We start from the raw sequence: 21,419 nt of genomic DNA, 5'->3' as shown, positions 1-21,419 counted from the left end.
GAGGATGCTCCTAGACCATGGCCAGGGTATAAGCGACCTCGTCGACGAGTTCGCGGGCCAGGAACCCGGTCCGGCCGTAGCGAGGGGCGAGGCGCTGGCCGCTGACCGCATGCGCGAACGTCGCCCAGCAGGCCGCCTGGGCGGCATCGGCGCCGCGGGCGAGCAGACCGGCCACGATCCCGGCGTGGACGTCGCCGCTGCCAGACGTGGCCAGGCCGACGTCGCCGCTCTCCTCACGCCAGCACCGACCGTCCGGCGCGGCGACGTGGCCGTGCAGCGCGACCACTGCGCGGTATCGCGCTGCGATGGCTCGGGCGGTCCCGGCCAGGTCATCGCCCACATCGGCCTGTTGCGCCAGGCGTGCTGCCTCGGTGATGTTGGGGGTCAGCACGACCGGCTGCGTACGGCCCGCCAGCAGCCCATCGTCGGTGCTGAGGGCGCCCAGTGCGTACGCATCGAGCACGACCGCCGTGGTCTCTGCGGCGGCGTCGAGCACCTTGGTCATCAGCGCCGCTGTTTCATCGACGTCGTCGAGGCCGGGCCCGAGGGCGATCACATCCGCCTCGGCGGCCAGCTCCAGCAGTGCGTCAGGGGCGTCACCGTGCCGTTCCGGCAGGCTCACGACCTTGGCCTCGGGCACCGCGATGCTCAGCGACGCCGCGGTGGACGCCTCGACGGCCAGCTGCAGTCTCCCCGCCCCGGACCGCAGCGCCGCCACGCCGGCCAGCAGGACTGCTCCGGGCGTGTCCCGGGAACCACCGACGATCAGCACGGTTCCGCGGTCCTTCTTGTCGCCCTCGGGGTCGGGCAGGGGCCACGCACGCAGCAGCCGCGGGGTGACCACCGCTTCGTCAGCCGGGTTCGGCATGGACGTCCTCCTGAACGGTCGCAGGGGTCCCGGCGGCGTGCAGGTGCTCGACGTGGTTGAACAGCTCCGGTTCCAGTACTCCGTCGACCCGGCGCCAGCTGGAGATCGAGCAGTTCGCGATGCGGTTCGTGTGGGCCAGCGTCATCAGTTGGGCCTCGTCCAGCCCCTCGGCCAGATACCGCACGAGCAGGACGGTGGCTTCGTGGCCGAACAGAAGCACCCGGCCGTCGGGATGGTCCTCGCGCAGCTCCCGCAGCAGCATCCGCAGCCGCAGAAGCACATCGGTCCAGGACTCCCCGCCGGGCGGGCGGTAGTAGAACTTGCCGTGCCACCGGCGGCGCGCGTCCTCCGCCGGCTGCAACGCGGCCACCCCGCGCGCGGTGAGCAGGTCCAGGACCCCGAGTTCCCGGTCGCGCAGCCGTTCATCGACCACCACCGGCACGTCGAGACCGGCCAGCACCGCCGCCGCCGTCTGCCGCGCCCGCCGGTACGGCGACACGACCGCCACCTCGGGACGTTGAGCCGGCTCTCGGGCGGCGATCCACCGCCCGAGAGCAACGGCCTGGTCCTGCCCGAGCTGCGAGAGCGGCACGTCGGCGTCCCGCTGCGGGATGTCGATCCGTTCGAGACCGTCCTGCTCGGCCAGCTGGGCGGTCCGGTTGCCGGTGCTCTCACCGTGCCGGACCACGCCCAGCCACCGCAGCTCATCCCTTCGCCTCACGGCCCGTGTCGTCACTGCTGGCTGTCGCCGCTGCCGGTCCGTTCCTGCGCCTCGTCGACACCCTTGTCGATCTGGGACGAGTACTTGTTCCCGGTCCGGTCGTCGACCTGTTCCCCAACCTTTTCGAGTCCCTCGTCGACCTGCTTGTCGTGCTGGTCGACGAAATCCTCGGCCTTGTCCATGAAGCCCATCTCTGCCCCCTTCCGGCGGTTCCTCAGGAGTGCGACGCTGCTTGCTTGACCTGTTGCCCAGCGTCGCGCGCCGACGACTGCGCCTGCTCGCTGGTCGTCTGGGCGGCGTCCCGGGCGGTCTGCTCGACCTGCTGCACCGCCTCCTGAGCACTCGCCTTGAGGTCCGACCCGATCTCGGACGCGGCGTCCTTGACCCGGTCGGTCAGCTCGCCGGAGTGGTCCCGGATCTGCTGCCCGACGCGTTGCTCGGCGTCGGAGGTGGGGATCAGGGTGGCCGCCAGCAGGCCGGCCCCGAACGCGATGATGCCGGCCGCCAGCGGGTTGCCCTGCGCCTGCCGGGTGACCGCCTGCGGTGCGCCGCGGACGGCATCGACGGCCTCGTGCGCCTTCTCCCCCACCGCGTTGCCCGCATGCTGCGTCTTGTCCTGCACCGTGCTCAACGCGCCGCCCGCAGCATGCCGGGCCTGGTCCGAGCTGCCCATGACCTTCTCCTTCACCGCCGTCCAGCGGCGTTGCGCGACCCGCTTCGGGCTCGTCTTGTCGGCCAGCAGGTCCACGTCCCGGGTCAGGGACGCCCTGGTGTGCTCGATGTCCTGCCTCAGCCGGTCGGGTTCTTCAGCCATTGCGCGTCCTCCTTGATCGTGTCGACGGTGCGCCGCGGCATGGGATCCACGGTCTTGAGTTGGCTGCGGCCGGCGGCGTACAGCACCGCGCCGATCACGCCCCAGAGGACGGCCACGATGAGCGCGGCCCAGCCGGCGTCCATGACGTTGGCCAACGCGAACACCAGGGCAAAGCTCACCAGGACGATGGCCAGGTAGCCGGCGAAGCCCGCGCCGCCCAGCATGCCGGCGGCTCTGCCCGCCTTGGCCGCCTCATGTTTGAGCTCAGCCTTGGCCAGTTCCACCTCCTGCCGGAACAGCCGGGACAGATCGTCGCTGATGTTGCCGATCAGCTCACCGACCGACGTCTCGCCAACTTCGGGCCGGTCGGGGTACGGCCGGGTCATCGCACGCCCCCCGGGTACGCCTCGGAGCCGTAGTCCTCAGTGACCGCCACGGGGACGCCGGTACCGGTCGCGGCGTACTCGCTGGGGGTGGGAGCGCTCGGGTATCCGGGCGCATAGCCGGCCGTGTTGCCGCTCCGCGAGGTGAACGTGTCGCTGGTCGGCTTGGCCTGTCCGGAGTGGTCGTCAGCCTTGGTCACGCTCTTGCCGAGGCGGCCGACCACGAAGCCCGCCGCCAATGCCGCCGCCAGGAACGCTCCCGGACGGCGCCGCGCGAAGTCCTGAACCTCCTGCAGAACCCCCTCCGGCCCGTGCCGGTCGAGGTAGTCGGCGAACTGCCGGCCGCTGTCCGCCACCCGCGACACGACCGTGGCGGCCGGCGAGTCGGCGCGGTCACCCCGCATCTCGTCGAGCTGGTCCGCTGTCTGCCGGATCGTGCCGACCAGCCGGTCGTTCTGGCTCCGGGCCTGCTCCCCCAGGCGATCGCGTACCTCCGAGGCGAGGTTGCGGGTCTGGGCTGTCGCCTCCGCGGCGACCCGCTGCGCCTGGTCCTTCGCCGTGTCCTTCACCTCACCGGCAGCCTGCCGGGCGGCTTCCGTACCTGCCTGTGCCACCTGCTTCGCCTGCCCCTCGGTGGACGAGCCCGACGACGCGCTCTCGGATCGCGGCGCCGGTTCGGGCGGTGCCTGCGTGTAGGCCGAGCCCGGCGACGCTGGCGGAAGGTCGAGGTCAGGGCCGCGGCTGCGGACACCAGGGCTGGACGGAATGTCACTCATGGGGACCTCCAAGGCGTTGTCGGTATGCCCTCGCTCCGACACCTACCCGGCGCACGACCGCCTATGCGCGGAACCTCGCGCAAACCAGGGACAGCGACTCCTCGCCTTTCCGCAGGTCTCTCCTGGTCGCCACGCGCGGCCTGGTGCCCCCTCGAGGTGAGGGTCCCGCCATTGATCGATCATCTTGACTTGGCGTGCCAGGATGTCAGCCGCCCATGATCCTTTACCTACGGGGAACCAGCGTGCAGTCCTCACCGAGCGCCACCCGCATCGCGACCGTCGTCTGCCTCGCCGCCACGGCACTCGTCGTGACGGCATGCGACGGCGACAAGCCCTCCGGTTCCCAACCGACACCGGCTCCCTCCACCACCTCGGCTGCCAACAGCGCCGACGCGGAGACTGCATTGAAGCGGGCGTTCAGTACCAGGGAAGCGCTGGGCAGCGGCGCAGGCCAGCTCGAACCCCACGTGGGCAACACACTGGCCACCACACCCAAGGGCGTCCTCAACGTGACGTTCGCGTTCGTCTGCACGGGTGGGGCAGTGGTGACGCTGCAGGTGGGCACCGTTGCCAACACCGCTTCCTCGACCACGGCCACGCAGAAGTGTGACGGGTCGATCCTCCAGCAGAGCGTCGCACTGCCCAAACCGGACGCCGTCACGTTCACGGGCGTTGTCACGGGCACGCAGCCCGGCGGCTTCGCCTACGGGTACTACGTCGAGAAGAAGTAACTGTCGTAGCTCAGGACCACGATTGAGACCGGCGCCGGCCCGCCCATACCACGCAGTTGGGTAGGGCGGGCGCGCCGCTATCGGAGCTTCGGGTCAATCATCCGCGCGAGACAGCCAAGCCGAGGCGTCGCCATTTTCAGCTTCGGTGCGATAAGACTGGTGGCTCTGCCGTCGGTAACGGTCGGCGTGAGCAGCACAACAGACACCGGGCGCGGTGGCTTCTCGGTCGTGCGTGTGCGGATCGCCAGTCGCACGTTCAGGGGACTGGGCGGAACCGCACAGCGACTATCGGCTGTCCCGCATGAGCGCGCGCAGGACGGCACGCATCGGCGTTCGCCGCGGGGAGGTGGGGCTGTCCCGCGCGGCGATGAAGGCTTCCTTCGCGGCGAGCGCTTCGGCGTGCTCACCCCGGACGGCGTGCAGCTCGGCCTTCTCCTGATACACCCGCACCAGAACCTGCCGCAGGCCACGCTCTGTGCACTGCTGGTGGGCGGCCTCCAGGCTCGCCAGCGCCCGGGCGGTTGCGCCCAGACCGCGCTGAGCCCGGGCCAGGGTCAGCAGGAATTCGGCCATCTCCTCGGCGTCGTTGGGCCCCGCGCCCTTGTAACGGGCGATGCAGACCTGCATGGTCTGCTCAGCCTCGGCGTACTCGCCGTTGGTGATCTGGATCGCCCCGATCGTCTCCAGCTCATCCGCGTCCAGGTAGTAGCCGCGCGCTGCCGCGTGGCTCTGCATCCGCCGCGCGACCTCCCCGGCCCGCACGGACTCGCCGGTCTCGTGCTCGGCGTAGGCCCAGTTGTTCAGCACCACGGTGAGCCGTTCCCACTCATGGAACTCCCGGGCCAGTTCCTCCGCCTGGCGGTAGTACGGCCGAGCCGCGTCCATGTCACCGTTCTCGGCCAGCGCATCAGCCAGCCGGACCCGGTGCCAGATCTGCATGGGCGCGGTGGCGGTCTCGTCGAGCAGATCGACGGCGCTGCGCGCGTGCCCGAGGAACTTGGGCCCGTGACCGGACAGCCGTTCGATGTTGGCCCGGACCAGGTGCGCCCGCGCCTGCAGCCGGCGGTCGCCATGCTTGCGTGCCCAGGTCTGAATGCCCTTGATCTGCCGGGCGGCTTCCGGGACGTCGCCCGTGCGCCTGAGCATGTCGATCCAGCACAGCCGGGCGCGCATGAGCAATGCCTCGTCGCCCAGAGCCTCCGCCCGCCGTTCGAGTTGCACCGCGGCGGCGTACCCCGCGGCGGCATCCATGATGACGCGGTCCTCCAGGGCGAGCAGGGCAGCCGACAGCTGCTCGGCGTTAGCCGCGCTGCTGTCCACCCCCAGCTTGTTCACCGTAACCTCATCGGCCGCTGGTTCCGGATGATGAGAGTCTGCCGGGCGAGGGGCGCGCTCGCACCTGATGGCCCGGCCTACGCAAGATCAACGACGACGAACGGGGTGCCACCGTCCGCCGCTGTCCCCTCGACCTCGACCTGCGCGGATGAATAGATCACGTTCGGGCCGGTACACAAGAGCGAGATCCTCACCGCGGTCCAGCCGTGACGATCACCCAGACTGCAAGCCACTGCCGTACGCGGCATGGGGCCGCCTCCTGCCGCCCACCGCCCCGGCCCTCGCGAGAATGTGCGAACACTTTCGCGGCCAGTGGCGAAGAGGGGTTGAGAGGACGGTGACAGCCGATGGATACGGACGTAGACATGGACTTGAGTCGCTACGCCCGAGTTACGCCCATCATTGCCCCGCCGCGCGGCGATGACACCACCCGGATGAACGGGAACGGGCGCGCCGACGCCACGTTCCCCACGGACGCCCAGAAGATCGCCGAGGCCAGGCGGTCGCCGGAGCAGTTCGCGGCGGTCTTCGACCGGCACTACGCACGGATCTACGCCTATGCGGCCCGGCGACTGGGCCGTGATCTGGCCGAGGACGTCGCGTCGGAGACCTTCATGGTGGCCTTCAGCCGGATCGACGGCTACGACACGAGTCACCCGGATGCGGCGCCGTGGTTGTACGGCATCGCGTCGAACCTGATCGCCCGCCAGGGACGGGCCGAGGCGAAGCGGTACAAGACGCTGGCCAAGCTGTCGCCGGACGAGACGATCGGCGACCACGACGACGCGGTCGCCGGGCGGCTCGACGCCGCGACGGCGAGGGGCCGGCTGGCGAAGGCGCTCCGCCGGCTGTCCACCGGCGATCGCGACGTCTTGCTGCTGGTCGCCTGGGCAGGGCTCAGCCAGCCCGAGGTGGCGACGGCTCTGGACATTCCGGCCGGCACGGTCCGGTCGCGGTTGCACCGCGCGCGGCAGGAGATGCGTACGGCGCTTGGGGGAAGGGGACTGCAGTGAACGAGATCGACGTACTTCAGGATGTCTTCGGGCCGGACGAGGCGCCTCCGGTGCGGGCGCACGACCGGGCCCGTGCGGCGCTGCTGGACCGGCTGAGCGGTCCCAGCCCGGCGGCCCGGCGGCGGCCCCGCTGGGCGTTGCGGATCACGGCGGCCGTGGCGACCGCGGCGGCCGCCTCCGTGGGTGTCGTGGCGGTGGAGAACCTCAACACGGCCGCGCCGAGCACGACCGGGCGCAAGACCGAAACGCCGGGCGTCGCGAGTCGGCCGTTGCTCCCGCAGCTGCCGTACGCCAAGCCGGCCGCGGCGGCCGAGGTGCTGGAGAACGCGGCGTTCACTGTCGCGCTGAAGCCGTGGGTGAAGCCGCGCCCCGACCAATTCGCCTACATCGAGCGGACGCAGACCTTCAACGACGCGAAGCTCGACGGGCAGGCACCGAACGCCGCACTGGTCAAGGGAAAGACCCATGAGACGCGCTTCGAGTCGTGGGTGCGCATCGACGGCGGGGTGCACGCCGAGCGGATCGACGGCGGAAAGGTCAAGGTCGCGGACAACGCCCAGTTCTCCACGCAGTCCTACGACGAGCTGGCCGGGCTGACCTCACCGGAGAAGATCGATCAGTATCTCGCGACGCCGCACCGCTCCGGCTGGGCGGATCCGGGCATGATGATCCTGCAGGAGGTTCTCCCGCCGGACGTCGAGGCCGCGGTCTTCCGCTGGTACGCCCGCAAGCCCGGCGTGAAGATCGACACCAACGCCGTCAACCTCGACGGTCGCCCGGCGGTCGCGGTGACCCTCAACGTCGACGGATGGTCCAGGGACGAATTCCTGTTCGAGCCGAAGACGTACCAGTTGATCGGTGTGCGCTCGGTGGTCGTGAAGAACCACAACAACGAGGCGCTCGACGGCACCCTGCGGTACAAGAAGGGCGACGTGCTGAACCTGGAGATCCGCAACCGGGCCGGGATCGTGGACAAGCTCGGCGACACGCCCTGACACCGGCGCAGGCATTGATGCACGCGAGGGCCCGGGGTTCGCAACCCCGGGCCCTCCGTGCGCGAAAGGGTCAGGAGCGCAGGGTACGGCCGGGCGGCTGGCCGTACGTGTGGTGGTAGGCGGCGGCGAAGCGGTGCGGGCGGGCATACCCCCATCGGGCCGCGACCGCGGCGACCGTGGTGCCGTCGCCGGGCTCGGCCGCGTGCAGTTCCTCGTGCGCCCGAGCCAGCCGCACCTGGCGCAGGTAGGCCATCGGGGTGATGTCGCGGTGGCGCCGGAACGCGTAGTGCAGGGTGCGCGGCACCACCCCGACCGCGTCAGCGATGTCGCTCAGGGTGATCGGCCGGTCGGCGTTGGCGTCGATGAAGGTCAGCGCCCTGCGGACCGTCGCCGGTGTGGCCGGATCGCGGGGGGTGCGGAGTTCGGTGGTCATCGTGGTGTTCGGGAACGTCGCGAGCACGCTGGCCGCGACCAGCTGCTCGGCCGCGGACAGCACCAGCGGGTGGCTCAGGGCCCGGGTGTAGATGCCGCACTGTACGTAGTTCGCGGTGCTCAGCCAGTGCCGTTGGGCCTCGGCGGACAACGGCTGCAGGGCGGTGAAGCGCACCTGCGCACGGTCCAGGCCGGTGGTCTCCTCGGCGACGCGCAGCAGCACGTCCAGGGCCACGCAGACGTTGCCGACATCGTGGCAGTCGAACCGTCCGCGCGAACCGTAGGGCGGAATCAGCAGCGTGTCACGCTGGCCGACCCGTACCTCGCCGCCACCCCACCGCACCAGGCCGCGGCCGGAGATCAGGTGCGCGATGGAGATGTACGAGATCGGCGGGCAGTCGACGTCGAAGCTGACAGCGGTGTACCGGGTCCGGACGACCTGGAGCCCCGCGAGTGCGCCGTACTCGGCGTGGAAGCTGCATCCCCGGGCCCGGGGACGTACCCGGCGCTCGTGATCGGTGTAGCGGGCCGCGAGCCAGGCCCGGAACTCGTCCGCGTGGCGGGTCGCGAACCGGACGATGTGCGGGGGCGGCCCCGCGCCGGGCACAGGGTCGGCGTGCTGATCCGGCATGGCGCCTCCACGGGCGGCACGGTGCGGCGTCGGCCCTCCACCTCCGGGGTCGCGAGGACTGCATCCACCCTTGCACGCCGTGCCGGAACTTGGAAAGTGGCCCTTCCGGGGCATTCAGGCGAGGCGTTTCGATTGCCCGCCCCTGTGCCACGCTGGTCTGTTCTGACCGGTCCACCAGGGAATGCAGTGTGTGCAACACTTCGCCCTGTTTAGATGCCTCAATGTCGTGAGACTCTGAGTAAGGCGCCGTCGCCGCGGCCGGCCACGGGCCCGACCCGGCCCGTCGATCACCCTGGGGGAGCCATGAGGCGCGACCAGCCACCATTCCTGCTGTCCAGTGCCCATCGACGAGCCGACCCCGCACCAGCCCGCCAGCAGACCGTCACGGTGCTGGGGGACTTCGACAGCGCCGTGGCCGAGATTTCCGTACATGGCCGCTGGGACGCCGACCTGAAGGCAGCGACGGCCGAGGTGCTGTGCGCCTGCCTGGTCGCTCAACCCGCCGCAATCATCGTCGACCTGCATGATCTGGGAGACCCGACCGGGGCCAGCGCCCCGCTGTGGGGCGCCGCCCGCCTCTGGGGCGCCAACACCCCGCCGCCGGTACCGGTGGTGGTGTGCCTGCCCACCGCTGCACCCCTGGCGGCGATCCTCACCCGGTGCGGTGCCCGCTGGGACGTACCCGTGTACGCCTCGGTGCCGGAAGCCCGGGCCACCCTGCGGAGCCGTACGACTCCGTCCGAGCGGCTGATCCTGCACCTGTCCCCCGAGGTGGAGGCCCTGTCCCTGGTCACCCAGACCATGGGCGTCGCCTGCACCACCTGGCGGCTGCCGGCCCTGTGCCGCGCGGCCACCGCCGTGCTGACCGAGCTGGTCGCCAACGCGATCGAGCACGCCCGTACCCATGTCGATGTCGCCGTCACGCGCCACCGTGCCGGTCTGCACCTGGCCGTCCAGGACGGCGATGCCCGCTATCCGTCCCTGCCCCGCGATGTCGGGGGCGATCCCGGCGACCCGGCCCGCCGCGGCTACGGGCTGCGTCTGGTGCACACCACGGCGGCCGCCTGGGGTGCGCTGCCGACCCGCGTCGGCAAGATCGTCTGGGCGACGCTCGGTACGGCGACGGGCGCCGCGCCGGCCCCGCACCAGCCCAACCGCACGGCCCTCGGCCAGGGTCGCGCCTAGGGCGTGCCCGGCAGTGCTTCCGGCGGGCCGGACAGGCGCGCCAGCACCGCCCCGGCACCGCCCAGGCGATCGACGAGTGCGGGCGAGACGTACAGCGACTCCACTGTGTCGTGATCCAGGCCGTTGAGCGTCGCCTGCGAGGACTTGCCCGCGTACAGGTGCAGGTGCAGGAGTCCCAGGCTCTGCGGGATCGGCTCGCCGTAGCGTTTGGTGCCGGTGGTGCCGTCGTACGACAGCAGGAAGGACGTGCCCGCGGCCACCGCCTCGGCCAGATGCCGGACGAACGAGTCGCGATCGAGCCCGGCCATGTACCGGTGATCGCGCGTGCGGGAAACCCCCTGATACGGGGGGTCCAGGTAGACGACGTCCCTCGCGGCCGCACCGAGCAGCATCTCCGGGTACGTGCCGGCCACCGCGACGGTCGACGGATTCAACGTACGTGACGTGCCGATCAGCCGTGCCCGCATGGTGGCCGGCTTCGCGCCCAGGCGGCGGTGATCGGCGCCCTGGTTGAAGGCGCCGTCCCGGTTGTACCGCACGGCGGCCTTGACGCAGCGCGCCAGCAGGTACAGCAGGAGGTGGGCGTCGCCGGTGGCGTTGAATTTCGCCCGGATCTCGTCGTAGTAGGCGCGCGGGTCCGCGCGCTGCTCATGCCAGAGGCGCTCGTAGTCGTCCGCCAGCGCGGCGGGCTCCTCCAGAATCCGGACCCACAGCGCGATGAGGGGCTCGTTGACGTCCCCGATCCGGGCGGCGCGAGGAATGCCGACGTGCCGGGCGGCGATGGTGATCGCCGCCGATCCCGCGAACGGTTCCACGAGCGTGTCGGTGTCCGAGGGCAGCAGCGGGACGATCGCGTGCGCGAGTAGTCGCTTGCTGCCCTGATACGGGATCGCGTGGGGAACGTTCTCCAGCGCGGCGAGTCGCCGGGGCGGCACCGCGTTGCCCATCACGTCCGCCAGTCTGCCGCACCGACCAGCGGCTGTGTCGGACACCTCGCCGCAACTCCTTCAGCGGCTACGGGCCCGGCCGATGAAGGAACGGACGTAAGGGAGGGGTGTGGCTTGGATCACAGCGCAAACGGCGCCGAGCAGCTGTCGGCAGCCCTGCTGGAGGCCGAGGACTCCATCGTCTGGGACTTCGACTCTGGCCTGGCCACCGCGACCGACCTCCAGCGGCAGGCCGAGGAGCTGGGCGACGAGATGCTCGTCGCCCGCGCCCGCCTCTGCCGGGCGAACCTGCTCATGCGTACCGGCGACATCGCCGCGGCGGCTCGGCAGGTCTACGAGATCCACGACTGGGCGACCGCCCACGGCGACCGCCGGCTGCGCTCGCGCAGCCATCTGGCCTGCGCGAACGTCGAGCGGCTGTTCGGCGACCTGGCGAAGAACCTGGAACACACGCTGAGCGCGGTGGAGCTGCTCGACGAGACGGCCACCCCGTTCATGCAGGTGTGGCACCGCACCAAGCTGGCCGACGCGCTGGCCATCACCGGCGCGATGGACGCGGCCCGGCCGCGCTACCGCCAGGCCGAGGAGCTGGCCCGCGAGCTGGGCATGCCGCAGCGGCTGGCGATCCTGCTCAACAACTGGGCGTACGCCGAGTACGCCGCCGACGAGTTCCCCCGCGCGCAGGAGGTGGCCGCGCGGTTGCAGGAGCACGCCGCCGAGCACGGCATCGACCTCGACCCGACGGCGCTGGACACGATCGGTGCGATCCAGATCGGCAACAGCCAGTACGCGGAGGCCGAGCAGACGATGCTGAAGTGCATAGAGCTGCACCACGCGGGCCAGTGCGACGCCGCCGACGACCTGGCCGACTACCTGCTCACCCTGGCCCGGGCGCAGCGCGGCCTCGGCGCCACCGACCGGGCCCAGTCCAGCCTGAACGCCTCCCGCGAGCTGTGCGTCGAACGCGAGCTGCACGAGGTACTGGTCCGGGTGCACCAGGAGCAGGCCGAGCTGCACGGCGCCCGCGGCGAGTTCACCGAGGCGTTCGAGATGTACAAGGTCTTCCACGCCGCGCACGAGAGCCTGCGCGCCAGGCAGCGCGAGGCCCAGGCGCAGACCCGGCAGGTCATGTTCGAGACCGCCGAGGCGCGCGAGGAGGCCGAGCGCTTCCGCGAGCAGGCGCGCCGCGACCCGCTGACCGGCCTGCGCAACCGCCGCTACGTGGACGAGGAACTGCCCGCCCTGATCGCGGCGGACCCGGAACTCACGGTGGCCATCGTCGACCTGGACTACTTCAAGCGGATCAACGACGAGCTGTCCCACGACGTCGGCGACCAGGTGCTGGTGCAGGTCGCGAAGATGCTGGAGACGGAGCTGGCGGCGATCGCGCCGTACGGGTTCGCGGCCCGGCTGGGCGGCGAGGAGTTCCTGCTGGTCCTGCCCGCGACCGCGGTCCCCGTTGCGACCGACCGGCTCGACGACATCCGCCGGACCATCCGCGCGTACGCGTGGCGGGAGATCACCGGCGAGCTGCCCGTCACGATCAGCATCGGCGTGGCCGGCGTACACGAGGCTCCCGACCTCAGTCAGCCGGCGCTGCTGTCCACAGCGGACCGGAACCTCTACCTCGCCAAGCGCACGGGCCGCGACCGGGTGGTCTCCGCGCAGGCGCGGGAGGCCCGCAAGCGTACGTACCGCGACCTCGACGCGGCCTGATCCGGCGCCGTCAGGCGCCGGCTGGGGTGGCGGGTCCGGCCGTGGCGACCTCGAAAGACGCCGCCGTCACGGGCAGCACGCGGCCGCGCTGGGCGGCCACCAACTCCGGCCCGGCCTCGACCAGGCCGCCGCAGCACAGGCAGTCGAGCGATCCGAAGCCGTCGCAGGCGGGGCAGACGATCCAGGTGGATGCCGCGTGTGCCGCCACGCATTCCCGCGCCTTACACCAACGCCGTCCACACCAGAGACACACCTGTGCGAAATTCAGTCGCAGGGGTTTCAAACCCAGCCCGTCGGCACCGATCGGCATCCGCTCTCGTGGCATCGGTCTTCCTCCCACAGCGACAAGGGTCGGCGCACCGGAGCGCGCTTCCCTAGTGAAGGAACCGCAAGCCAGCGTAGGGGATTCACTAGAGAAGTCAACGCTTGCGCGCCCCCTCTAGTCGTTGATCAGGTCATATACGAAGACGTAGGCCGTACCGTCGAAGGTCATGTCGTTGATCTCAATGGGACGGTCGTCGGCGGTGAACGCCACCCGCGTGATCGTGACGACGGGGTTGCCGGTCGGAAGGTCGAGCAGGCGGGACTCCTCCGGCGTCGGCATCCGAACCGCCAGTTCCTCCACCCAGCGCTCGGGGCTCAGCCCCATCTCCCGCAGGCGCCCATAAACGCCACCCGGCCCGGGATCCGGTTCCGCGATCGGCGTCCCGTCAGCGATCTCCCCCGGAAGGTGGGACGTCGCCAGTTGGACGGGCTTGCCCTCGACGCGGTAGCGGCGGCTGCGTCGCAGCACGGACGCACCGGGCCGGATCTCCAGCAGCGACGACAGGCGCTCGTCGGCGGCTGTCGCGCCGACGAAGAGCACCTCGGTCGTGTGGGCGCGGCCGCCGAGTTCGGCCGTCTGGATCGTCCCGCCCGAGGTCCAGCGTTCCGTACGGAGCCGTCGCGATCCGTACCGATAGACGGGTTGGAAGCGCCGCACGAACGTGCCGACCTTGGGCACGGTCTCGACCAGGCCGCTGTTCCGAAGGACACCGAGCGCCTCACGTGCCGTCACCCTGGCGACGCCATAGCGCTTGATCAGATCGTTTTCTCCCGGCACTCGCGCACCCGGTTCGAGCCGACCCGAGTCGATCGCCGCGCGGAGATGCTCGGCGATCTGCTGGTACACCGGCCCCGCGTCCGGCGCCAAGTCTCGAAGGAAGTCCACGGCCCCTATCCCTCTCTAGGGAAGCGAGATTACCCCCATCCAGCTCGGCAGCCCCGCCCGTAACCGGCTCAGCGGTTCAGGGTGTCGGAGGGGGCGACGCCGTAGGCCGCGCGGTAGTAGGCAGCGAACCGGCCCAGATGGGCGAACCCCCACCGGTGCGCGACCGCCGCCACCCCGGTCCGGGACGGGTCGGCCGTACGCAGCTCGTCATGCGCGCACGCCAGGCGCACCTGCCGCAGGTACCCCATGGGCGTGGTGCCGACCTGTTCACTGAAGCCCTGCTGCAGCGTCCGTACGCTGACGCCGGCGCTGCGGGCCAGGACGCTCAGCGTGAACGGCTGGGCCGGATCGGTGTGGATCGCGTCGATGGCCCGCCGCACCGGCGCGGACCGCGACGGCCCCGCGGGCTGGTGCAGCGCCTCCCGGTCGGGGTGGTCGGCGGTCAGCAGCAACCCGCGCAGCACCGCGTCGGTCATCGGCTGCATCACCAGCGGGTGGGTGGCGAGCCCGTCCGGGTTGGTGATCTCCGAGGCGAGGGTCCGCACCAGCCGCGCCCAGCCGCGTTCCGCCGGGCCGGTGAGGTCCAGGCTGGCGCCGAACCGGATCGGCCCCTCGACGGCCCGGCCCAGCAGCGCGGACAAGGTCGTCTCCAGGTCCTGCTGCTGGACCGCCACCGTGTAGGTCAGGGAGGCGTCGGACGAGACGGCGTGAATGTCGCCGACCGGCTGGTAGACGGCCGCGGTGGCCGGACTGATCTCGATCTCGTGGCCGCGGTGGCGCGTCCGCATCCGGCCCTCTTCCGCGAACCCGACGGTGTACCCGCCCGACAGGTCCGGCACCTCGACCCGCACCCCGAGGTTGTGGAACGCCCGGTTGACCCGCAGCGGGCCGAAACCGAGCTGCTCGTACCGGCAGTGGTACGGCTGCCCCGCGGACAGCACCGCGATCTCCAACGGGAGCAGCGCCCGCTCGATCATCGACCGCGCCTCGTCCACGTCTCCTGTTTCGAAGGAGTCGAAAACTACTGTGGACGGCCGATGCATTTGCCGATTATCGGCCCGGCAGGTTGCGAGATACCAGGGCGCCGGAGCGAGGCTCCGGCGCCCTTGATCACACCTGGAACTGGCTGACCAGGAGGTGCAGCTCGCTGGCCAGGCGGGACAGCTCCTCGGCCGTACGGTTGGCCTCGCTGACCCCGGCCGTGGTGTTCTGCGCCACCTCGGCGACGCCGGCGATGGTCTCTGTGATGTTCGTGGTCCCGGAGGCGGCCTCTCCGACGTTGCGGCCGATCTCGCTGGTCGTGGCGGTCTGCTCCTCCACCGCTGACGCGATGGTGTCCGAGTACGTGTTGATCCGCTCGATGACCGCGGCGATCTCGCCGATCGCGCTGACGGCCGCGTCGGTGTCGGTCTGGATGGCCTGGATCCGGCTGGAGATCTCCTCGGTGGCCTTGGCCGTCTCCTGCGCCAGGTCCTTGACCTCGGAGGCCACCACGGCGAACCCCTTGCCCGCCTCGCCGGCCCTGGCGGCCTCGATCGTCGCGTTCAGGGCCAGCAGGTTGGTCTGCTCGGCGATCGAGGTGATCACCTTGACGATGTTGCCGACCTCGGCCGACGACACACCCAGCTTCGCCACGGTCGCGTTGGCGGACTGGGCCACCTCGACGGCGCCCCGCGCGATCTCCGCCGCGTCGGTGGCGCTGCCCGCGATCTCGCGGATCGAGGCGGTCATCTCCTCCGCGGCGACCGCGACCGTGTCCACGTTCGCGGACACCTGCAGGGCCGCCGACGACACCAGCTCGGCCCGCGAGCTGGCCTGCTCCGCGTCGACCGCCATCCGCGCGCTGACCGCGGCCATCTGCTGGGCCGTACCGGCCAGGCTCTGGCTGCTGCCGCCGATCTGGCCGATCGTGGCCCGCAGGGTGCTGGCGGCGCGGCCCAGCTCACCGGCCATCACGCCGATCTCGTCCGTCGCGTCCGCGTGCGCGGAGCAGGTCAGATCGCCGTCGGCGATGGAGCGGATCACGCCCGACAGGGCCCGTACGCGCCGGGACACCCCGCGCGCCACCAGCAGCCCGAAGACCGCCGCCAGGGCGAGCCCGACCACCAGGATCACGACAGTCACGGTGCGCGCGGTGGTGTACCGGGCCCGCGCGTCCGCGGCGGCCTTGGTCGCCGCGTCGTTCTCCTCGACGATGAGCTGGTCCAGCTCCGACATGGCCGACTCGGCGACCGGGTTGAGGGAGTGGTCGCGGATCTCCGAGACATCGTTGTGGTTACGGCTGGCCGGGATGAAGTCCGTGTCCCGCACCGTGCGGTACCGCTGCCACGCCGCCACCAGCTCATCGAGCCGCTTGCCGTCGACGGTCGTGTTCCGGTAAGCCGCGACGTCCTTGTTGAAGGTCACGTCGCCGGCCTTCATGGCCTGCTCGTACCCGCTCATCGCGCCGTTGGTGTCGGACAGCGCGTGGTTCAGCACCAGGGAACGCATGTCACCGATGTCCACGGCGATCCTCCCGAGCTGCTGGCTGGGGACCACGCTCTGGGAGTACAGCTCCTGGGCCAGGGTGCTCAGCCGCGACATCTGCACGATCGCGAAGATGCCGACGCCCGCCCCGACGACCGCCAGAACCACTACGATCAGCATGAACTTGGTGTACATGGGGCGGTTGAGGATGAAGCGCGTGATAGCGCCGGGTCGCTTGCCAGACTCTCGGGCGGCGGCAGTCATCAGCGGGACCTCATCAAGGGGATGAACGGTTTAGGCCCTGTTTATCGGTCAAAGAAGCGCATTCTTGACCTCTACCCAGCGTAGGGTCGCGCGAAGATCACCGACCGTGACCTCGGGCGCGGCAACGCGCCCGCGTCCCACGTCCGGGTGACGCCTGCGGGGTGTACGGCGGATCCGGTGCAGGATGAGGTTTCCGCTCGGTGACTGGGGTGGGACTGATCGGGAGGATGCGGATGACGAGCCCGTTTGGAGTGCGTACGCACGACGACGGCGACGGGGTCGCCCGGCTCGTTGTCCGCGGCGAGATCGACAGCGACGTCAGCGCCGCACTCACCGAGGCCATCGTCGGCGTTGCCGGGCAGCCGGGGGTGACAGAGCTCGTCATCGACCTGGGGCACGTCTCGCTGCTGGCCGCGGCCGGTGTCCGCTCCCTGCTCGAAGGGCAGGTCGCGGCGGCCCGCCACGGGTGCACGTACCGGGTGGCGAACCCCCACGGGATCGTCGAGCGGGTGTTACGGGTTGCCGGCGTGATCGACCTGCTGGGGGTGGGTGCCATCCCCGCGCCGGCGCGCCGCTGAGCGTCAGGCCGCCGCTTCGAGGTCGGCGCGGGTGAGCAGGGGCCGCAGCGTGATGCCGGCCTTGGCGAGCGCCTCCGCCCCGCCCTCCTGCCGGTCGATGACGCACACCGCGTGATCCACGTGGGCGCCGAGCTTGCGCAGCTCCTCCGTGGAGATCACCACCTGGCCGCCGGAGGTGACGACGTCCTCGACGACGAGGACCCGGCGGCCGGCGACCTCGGCCCCCTCGGCCAGCCGCGCGGTGCCGTACGCCTTGGCCTGCTTGCGCACGAACGCGCACGGCAGCTTGGCGTGCCGGCCGAGCGCGGTGACCACCGCGATGCCGCCCATCTCCAGCCCGGCCAGCACCTCGGTGCCCTCGGGGATGAGCACCGCGAGCTGCTCCGCGAGCCGGTCGAGCAGCTCGGGGTCGGACTCGAACTGGTACTTGTCGAAGTATTCGGTGGCGGTCCGGCCGGAGCGCAGGACGAATTCGCCGGTCAGCCGGCTGACGTCGCGTACCTGGCGGGCGAGGTCGGTGTCGGTCACAAGGTCACAGCCTGTCAGGCGCGGCGGACGGCCGCGCAGCCGGGGGCGCCGGACGGTCACCCGAAGGCGTACTTGCCCCGGACCGGCCTTGCACCTTGTCCTGTTTAGAGTAATTTGCGACCCATAGACGATGAGGCCCTGAAAGGAGTGTCGTGACCCCCTTCGCGTTTCTGTTCGTCATCGCCCTCGCCGGGTCGTCGTGTTTCGCGCTCGGCCGCGCGCTGGGCCGCGGCGAACGGTACGAGAAGGGCTACCGCGACGGATTCCGCGACGGCGAGACCGGCTCGCTGGCCCGCGCCGCCCGGCTGATCCAGCTCAACAACCGCCCGGCCGTCGCCCCGCCGCTCGAATCGCTCGTGCTGCCGCACCCCGTGCCGCACCAGCTACCGGCGCGCGCCGTCGGACCGGCGGTCGTCGGGGTCCCGGCCCGCCCACAACTGGCGTTGTAGGTCGGCCCGCAGCGCTATAGATCCGCGGCCACCAGCTCGGCGATCTGGACCGTGTTGAGGGCGGCGCCCTTGCGCATGTTGTCGCCCGTGACGAACAGGTCCAGCGCGCGCGGATCGTCGATGGCCCGGCGGATCCGCCCCACCCAGGACGGGTCGGTGCCCACGGCGTCGATCGGCATCGGGAACTCGCCCGCCTCCGGATCGTCGACCACGATCACCCCGGGCGCGTGCCGCAGCACGTCACGGGCGCCGTCGGCGTCCAGCTCGGCCGCGAAGACCGCGTGCACCGCGATCGAGTGACCCGTCACCACGGGCACCCGTACGCAGGTGGCGGACACCTTCAGGTCGGGCAGCCCGAGGATCTTGCGCGACTCGTTGCGCATCTTGAGCTCCTCGGACGACCAGCCCCACTGGGCCAGTGCCCCGGACCACGGCACGACGTTGAGCGCCAGCGGCGCCGGGAAGGGGCCGAGGTCGTCGCCGACGGCCTGGCGGACGTTGCCCGGCCGGGAGCCGAGCGCCCGGTCCCCGGCCACCTTGCTGAGCTGGTCGTGCAGCACATCCACGCCGATCTGCCCGGCACCGGACACCGCCTGGTACGACGCCAGCACCAGCTCGCGCAGGCCGTACTCGCGGTGCAGGGGGGCGATCGCCATGATCATCGCCATGGTGGTGCAGTTGGCGTTCGCCACGATGCCGCGCGGGCGGTGCCCCAGCGCCTCCTGGTTCACCTCGGGCACCACGAGGGGTACGTCGGGCTCCATCCGGAACACCGACGAGTTGTCCACCACGGTCGCGCCGCGCGACACCGCGACCGGCGCCCACTCCAGGGACACCTCGTCCGGCACGTCGAACATGGCCACGTCGACCCCGTCGAACGCCTCCGGTGTCAGCTCCCGCACCACCAGGGTCTCGCCCCGGCAGGTGAGTTCCTTGCCCGCCGAGGCGGCGGATGCGATGAGCCGGATCTCGCCCCAGACGTTGCGCCGCGACGAGAGCAGTTCGAGCATGACCGTGCCGACGGAGCCGGTGGCTCCGACGACCGCGAGCGTGGGCGCCGCCACGATCAGCGCACTTCTGCCATGACGGCTTACCGTCCGGTGCCGGCGTAGACCACCGCCTGCTCGTCGCCGCCCAGCTCGAACTGCTCGTGGACCGCGCGCACCGCGGTGTCGAGGTCGGTGTCGCGGCACACGACGGACACCCGGATCTCGGAGGTGGAGATCATCTCGATGTTCACCCCGGCCTCGCCGATGCAGGCGAAGAACGTCGCGGCCACGCCCGGATGCGAGCGCATGCCCGCGCCGATCAGGGACACCTTGCCGACGTGGTCGTCGAAGAGCAGGCTCTTGAACTTGATCTGATCCTGGATCTTGTTCAGCGCCGCCATCGCGCCCGGGCCGTCGGCCTTGGGCAGGGTGAAGGAGATATCCGTACGGCCGGTGCCCTCGGTCGACACGTTCTGCACGATCATGTCGATGTTGATCTCGGCGTTGGCCACCGTGTTGAAGATCCGGCCCGCCGCGCCCGGCTCGTCGGGCACCCCGACGATCGTGATCTTCGCTTCGCTGCGATCGTGGGCAACACCGGTGATGAGCGCCTGTTCCACGGAAGGATCCTCCATCGATCCGGTGACCAACGTGCCTGGCTTGCTGGAGTAGGACGAGCGTACGTGGATCGGCACGCCGAACCGGCGGGCGTACTCCACGCATCGCAACATCAGCACCTTCGCCCCGCCCGCGGCGAGTTCGAGCATCTCCTCGTAGGTGATCTTGCTGATGTGCCGGGCGTTCGGGACGATACGCGGGTCGGCGGTGAACACCCCGTCCACGTCCGTGTAGATCTCGCAGACGTCCGCGTGCAGCGCCGCCGCCAGGGCCACCGCGGTGGTGTCCGAGCCGCCGCGGCCGAGCGTGGTGATGTCCTTGGTGTCCTGGCTGACGCCCTGGAACCCGGCGACGATCGCGATCGCGCCCTCGTCCAGCGCGGTACGCAGCCGCCCGGGCGTCACGTCGATGATCCGGGCCCGGCCGTGCACAGAGGTGGTCAGCACCCCGGCCTGCGACCCGGTGTACGAGCGGGCCTCGTACCCGAGGTTGTGGATCGCCATCGCCAGCAGCGCCATCGAGATGCGCTCGCCAGCGGTGAGCAGCATGTCGAGTTCCCGGCCGGGCGGCAGCGGGCTGACCTGGTTCGCGAGGTCGAGCAGGTTGTCCGTGGTGTCACCCATCGCGGAGACGACCACGACCACGTCGTGACCGGCCTTGCGGGCGTCCACGATCCGCTCGGCCACGCGTTTGATGCGCTCGGCGTCCGCGACGGAGGAACCGCCGTACTTCTGCACCACCAGACCCACGGCGAACGACTCCCTCCAGCGGCCCACGTGCGGGCGCCGCCGAGGTCGGCGGCGCCATTCAGGTCCGGACCAGCCTAGCCGCGGCCGTCTCACACTTCGACAGGCGATCCCAGAATCCGGCCGTCGGTACGACACGCCGGGGCCGGTTCCGCCCGTACGGCCGGGGTTACGGCCCACGGAGGCGAGAATGTCGCGGTGCGTCCCACCCCCGTTGTTCGACGCGGTTTGTCCGCGTTGACCGCCGCCCTGCTGGCCACCGGCGTCACCGCCTGCGGCGGCGCGGCACCGGCGACGCCGCCCGCCAGTTCGTCGGCGCCCGCGGCGGACCTGCCCGACCCCGGCGCCGCCCGGGTCGACCTCGCCGCCCGCGCCGCCCTGGCCCAGGACCACCGGTACGCGGCGCTGTACCGGTACACCGCGCCGGGCCAGGCACCGCGCGACGTCGTGGTCACCGTGGCGACCGACGGCAGCTGGCGGGTCGACATCCCGGGCGGGGCGCTCGGCGGCACCGCGGACGTGTCTGTCGTGCAGACCGCCGCCGGGCTGTACCAGTGCTCGCTGCCCTCACCACTGCAGCCCGTGGTCGCCTCCTGCGTACGGGTCGGGGACCCGGGCGACCGGATCCCCCGCCCGTACGATCCGAAGGTCGAGCGGGTCTTCCGGCAATGGCTGAGCGTGTTCACGGACCGCCGGGCCGCGCTCTCGGTCACCCAGGCCAAGCCGCTGGCCGGCGCGGAGGGGCAGTGCTTCGCGGTCGACACCATCTCGGCGTCGCTGAGTGCCACCTTCGACGTGGGCATCTACTGCTACGCCGACGACGGGCTGCTCACCGCGGCCCGGCTGGACTTCGGCCAGCTCGTGCTCAACGGTTCGGTCGCCGCCCCGCCGCCCCGGGTCCAGCTCCCCGGCCCGGTACGCGCGGGCGACCCGCTGGGCATGGACGCGCCCCCGCCACCGCCGAGTGTGCTCCCGTCGAGCCTGGTCCCCTCGGCCGAATGAACCCGCCGGGGTCCCACGATCC

24 protein-coding genes are annotated in these 21,419 nt (G+C 71.0%); 8 read left to right on the top strand and 16 right to left on the bottom strand.

All coding sequences use genetic code 11. From position 1 onward, the window contains the following. Positions 1–10: 10 nt before the first annotated feature. Genes ACMCNN_RS00670 through ACMCNN_RS00645 form a run of 6 tightly spaced genes read right to left on the bottom strand, consistent with a single transcriptional unit; the run spans position 11 to position 3,562 of the window. Positions 11–868: an NAD(P)H-hydrate dehydratase gene (locus tag ACMCNN_RS00670; RefSeq protein WP_412744239.1), complete on the bottom strand. Its 858-nt coding sequence runs from the start codon at positions 866–868 to the stop codon at positions 11–13. After that, complete coding sequence (locus ACMCNN_RS00665) at positions 852–1,589, bottom strand: histidine phosphatase family protein (protein ID WP_412744238.1); 738 nt, start codon at positions 1,587–1,589, stop codon at positions 852–854. Before ACMCNN_RS00665 ends, ACMCNN_RS00670 begins: the two co-directional genes overlap by 17 nt. Before the next feature lie 11 nt (positions 1,590–1,600). Beyond that, the gene (locus tag ACMCNN_RS00660) at positions 1,601–1,780 is read right to left on the bottom strand and encodes an antitoxin (protein WP_412744237.1); all 180 of its coding nucleotides are present in this window, start codon (positions 1,778–1,780) and stop codon (positions 1,601–1,603) included. A gap of 23 nt (positions 1,781–1,803) precedes the next feature. Continuing rightward, positions 1,804–2,403 (bottom strand): DUF3618 domain-containing protein, encoded by a 600-nt coding sequence (locus ACMCNN_RS00655; RefSeq protein ID WP_412744236.1) that lies wholly within the window; start codon positions 2,401–2,403, stop codon positions 1,804–1,806. After that, a complete protein-coding gene (locus tag ACMCNN_RS00650) occupies positions 2,379–2,789 on the bottom strand; it encodes a phage holin family protein (RefSeq protein WP_412744235.1) in 411 nt (136 codons plus the stop codon). The genes ACMCNN_RS00655 and ACMCNN_RS00650 overlap by 25 nt, the downstream gene beginning before the upstream one ends. Continuing rightward, positions 2,786–3,562, bottom strand: a complete 777-nt coding sequence (locus ACMCNN_RS00645) for a hypothetical protein (protein WP_412744234.1) — start codon at positions 3,560–3,562, stop codon at positions 2,786–2,788. Before ACMCNN_RS00645 ends, ACMCNN_RS00650 begins: the two co-directional genes overlap by 4 nt. Positions 3,563–3,804: 242 nt before the next feature. On the opposite strand from ACMCNN_RS00645, the gene ACMCNN_RS00640 reads away from it, so the two are divergent. After that, positions 3,805–4,293 (top strand): hypothetical protein, encoded by a 489-nt coding sequence (locus tag ACMCNN_RS00640; RefSeq protein ID WP_412744233.1) that lies wholly within the window; start codon positions 3,805–3,807, stop codon positions 4,291–4,293. Positions 4,294–4,578: 285 nt separating this feature from the next. Here the strand turns inward: ACMCNN_RS00640 and ACMCNN_RS00635 are convergent, their stop codons facing one another. Further along, positions 4,579–5,628, bottom strand: coding sequence for a hypothetical protein (locus ACMCNN_RS00635; RefSeq protein WP_412744232.1), 1,050 nt, complete (start codon positions 5,626–5,628; stop codon positions 4,579–4,581). Between the two features lie 434 nt (positions 5,629–6,062). Between ACMCNN_RS00635 and ACMCNN_RS00630 the strand changes: the two genes are divergently transcribed. Both ACMCNN_RS00630 and ACMCNN_RS00625 read left to right on the top strand, forming a co-directional pair. Beyond that, positions 6,063–6,641, top strand: coding sequence for an RNA polymerase sigma factor (locus ACMCNN_RS00630; RefSeq protein WP_412744231.1), 579 nt, complete (start codon positions 6,063–6,065; stop codon positions 6,639–6,641). Further along, a complete protein-coding gene (locus ACMCNN_RS00625; protein WP_412744230.1) occupies positions 6,638–7,636 on the top strand; it encodes a CU044_5270 family protein in 999 nt (332 codons plus the stop codon). Before ACMCNN_RS00630 ends, ACMCNN_RS00625 begins: the two co-directional genes overlap by 4 nt. Positions 7,637–7,706: 70 nt before the next feature. Here the strand turns inward: ACMCNN_RS00625 and ACMCNN_RS00620 are convergent, their stop codons facing one another. Continuing rightward, a complete protein-coding gene (locus tag ACMCNN_RS00620) occupies positions 7,707–8,699 on the bottom strand; it encodes an AraC family transcriptional regulator (protein ID WP_412744229.1) in 993 nt (330 codons plus the stop codon). Between the two features lie 303 nt (positions 8,700–9,002). Here ACMCNN_RS00620 and ACMCNN_RS00615 point away from each other — a divergent pair, with 303 nt between their 5' ends. Continuing rightward, the gene (locus ACMCNN_RS00615) at positions 9,003–9,884 is read left to right on the top strand and encodes an ATP-binding protein (protein WP_412744228.1); all 882 of its coding nucleotides are present in this window, start codon (positions 9,003–9,005) and stop codon (positions 9,882–9,884) included. On the opposite strand, the gene ACMCNN_RS00610 is transcribed toward ACMCNN_RS00615, so the two are convergent. Beyond that, a complete protein-coding gene (locus ACMCNN_RS00610; RefSeq protein WP_412744227.1) occupies positions 9,881–10,876 on the bottom strand; it encodes a DNA adenine methylase in 996 nt (331 codons plus the stop codon). The two genes, ACMCNN_RS00615 and ACMCNN_RS00610, sit on opposite strands and share 4 nt — an antisense overlap. Positions 10,877–10,945: 69 nt before the next feature. On the opposite strand from ACMCNN_RS00610, the gene ACMCNN_RS00605 reads away from it, so the two are divergent. After that, positions 10,946–12,547 (top strand): diguanylate cyclase, encoded by a 1,602-nt coding sequence (locus ACMCNN_RS00605; protein WP_412744226.1) that lies wholly within the window; start codon positions 10,946–10,948, stop codon positions 12,545–12,547. A 10-nt stretch (positions 12,548–12,557) separates the two neighbouring features. On the opposite strand, the gene ACMCNN_RS00600 is transcribed toward ACMCNN_RS00605, so the two are convergent. From ACMCNN_RS00600 to ACMCNN_RS00585, 4 genes are all read right to left on the bottom strand, one after another. Further along, positions 12,558–12,755, bottom strand: a complete 198-nt coding sequence (locus tag ACMCNN_RS00600; protein WP_412744225.1) for a hypothetical protein — start codon at positions 12,753–12,755, stop codon at positions 12,558–12,560. A 231-nt stretch (positions 12,756–12,986) separates the two neighbouring features. Next, complete coding sequence (locus tag ACMCNN_RS00595; protein ID WP_412744224.1) at positions 12,987–13,757, bottom strand: GntR family transcriptional regulator; 771 nt, start codon at positions 13,755–13,757, stop codon at positions 12,987–12,989. A gap of 68 nt (positions 13,758–13,825) precedes the next feature. Then, positions 13,826–14,752: an AraC family transcriptional regulator gene (locus ACMCNN_RS00590; protein ID WP_412744223.1), complete on the bottom strand. Its 927-nt coding sequence runs from the start codon at positions 14,750–14,752 to the stop codon at positions 13,826–13,828. Between the two features lie 115 nt (positions 14,753–14,867). Next, positions 14,868–16,403: a methyl-accepting chemotaxis protein gene (locus ACMCNN_RS00585; protein ID WP_412744222.1), complete on the bottom strand. Its 1,536-nt coding sequence runs from the start codon at positions 16,401–16,403 to the stop codon at positions 14,868–14,870. A gap of 317 nt (positions 16,404–16,720) precedes the next feature. On the opposite strand from ACMCNN_RS00585, the gene ACMCNN_RS00580 reads away from it, so the two are divergent. After that, positions 16,721–17,065 carry an STAS domain-containing protein gene (locus tag ACMCNN_RS00580; protein WP_412744221.1) on the top strand — a complete coding sequence of 115 codons (345 nt, stop codon included), beginning with the start codon at positions 16,721–16,723 and terminating at the stop codon, positions 17,063–17,065. Positions 17,066–17,068: 3 nt separating this feature from the next. On the opposite strand, the gene pyrE is transcribed toward ACMCNN_RS00580, so the two are convergent. Continuing rightward, positions 17,069–17,593 carry an orotate phosphoribosyltransferase gene (gene pyrE, locus ACMCNN_RS00575; RefSeq protein WP_412744220.1) on the bottom strand — a complete coding sequence of 175 codons (525 nt, stop codon included), beginning with the start codon at positions 17,591–17,593 and terminating at the stop codon, positions 17,069–17,071. A gap of 152 nt (positions 17,594–17,745) precedes the next feature. Here pyrE and ACMCNN_RS00570 point away from each other — a divergent pair, with 152 nt between their 5' ends. Continuing rightward, positions 17,746–18,042, top strand: a complete 297-nt coding sequence (locus tag ACMCNN_RS00570; RefSeq protein WP_412744219.1) for a hypothetical protein — start codon at positions 17,746–17,748, stop codon at positions 18,040–18,042. Positions 18,043–18,056: 14 nt separating this feature from the next. Here the strand turns inward: ACMCNN_RS00570 and ACMCNN_RS00565 are convergent, their stop codons facing one another. Both ACMCNN_RS00565 and ACMCNN_RS00560 read right to left on the bottom strand, forming a co-directional pair. Further along, entirely contained in the window at positions 18,057–19,109 is a 1,053-nt protein-coding gene (locus ACMCNN_RS00565; RefSeq protein ID WP_412746994.1) for an aspartate-semialdehyde dehydrogenase, read from the bottom strand. 23 nt (positions 19,110–19,132) lie between these two features. Continuing rightward, positions 19,133–20,398: an aspartate kinase gene (locus tag ACMCNN_RS00560; protein ID WP_412744218.1), complete on the bottom strand. Its 1,266-nt coding sequence runs from the start codon at positions 20,396–20,398 to the stop codon at positions 19,133–19,135. A 195-nt stretch (positions 20,399–20,593) separates the two neighbouring features. Here ACMCNN_RS00560 and ACMCNN_RS00555 point away from each other — a divergent pair, with 195 nt between their 5' ends. After that, positions 20,594–21,397 (top strand): hypothetical protein, encoded by an 804-nt coding sequence (locus ACMCNN_RS00555; protein ID WP_412744217.1) that lies wholly within the window; start codon positions 20,594–20,596, stop codon positions 21,395–21,397. The last annotated feature ends 22 nt before the right edge of the window (positions 21,398–21,419 follow it).

It is taken from the genome of Krasilnikovia sp. MM14-A1004, from assembly GCF_047159485.1.
Classification (GTDB): Bacteria; Actinomycetota; Actinomycetes; order Mycobacteriales; family Micromonosporaceae; genus Actinoplanes.
Note: the sequence above shows the minus strand (reverse complement) of the source record. Positions and strands in the feature narration are given on the sequence as shown.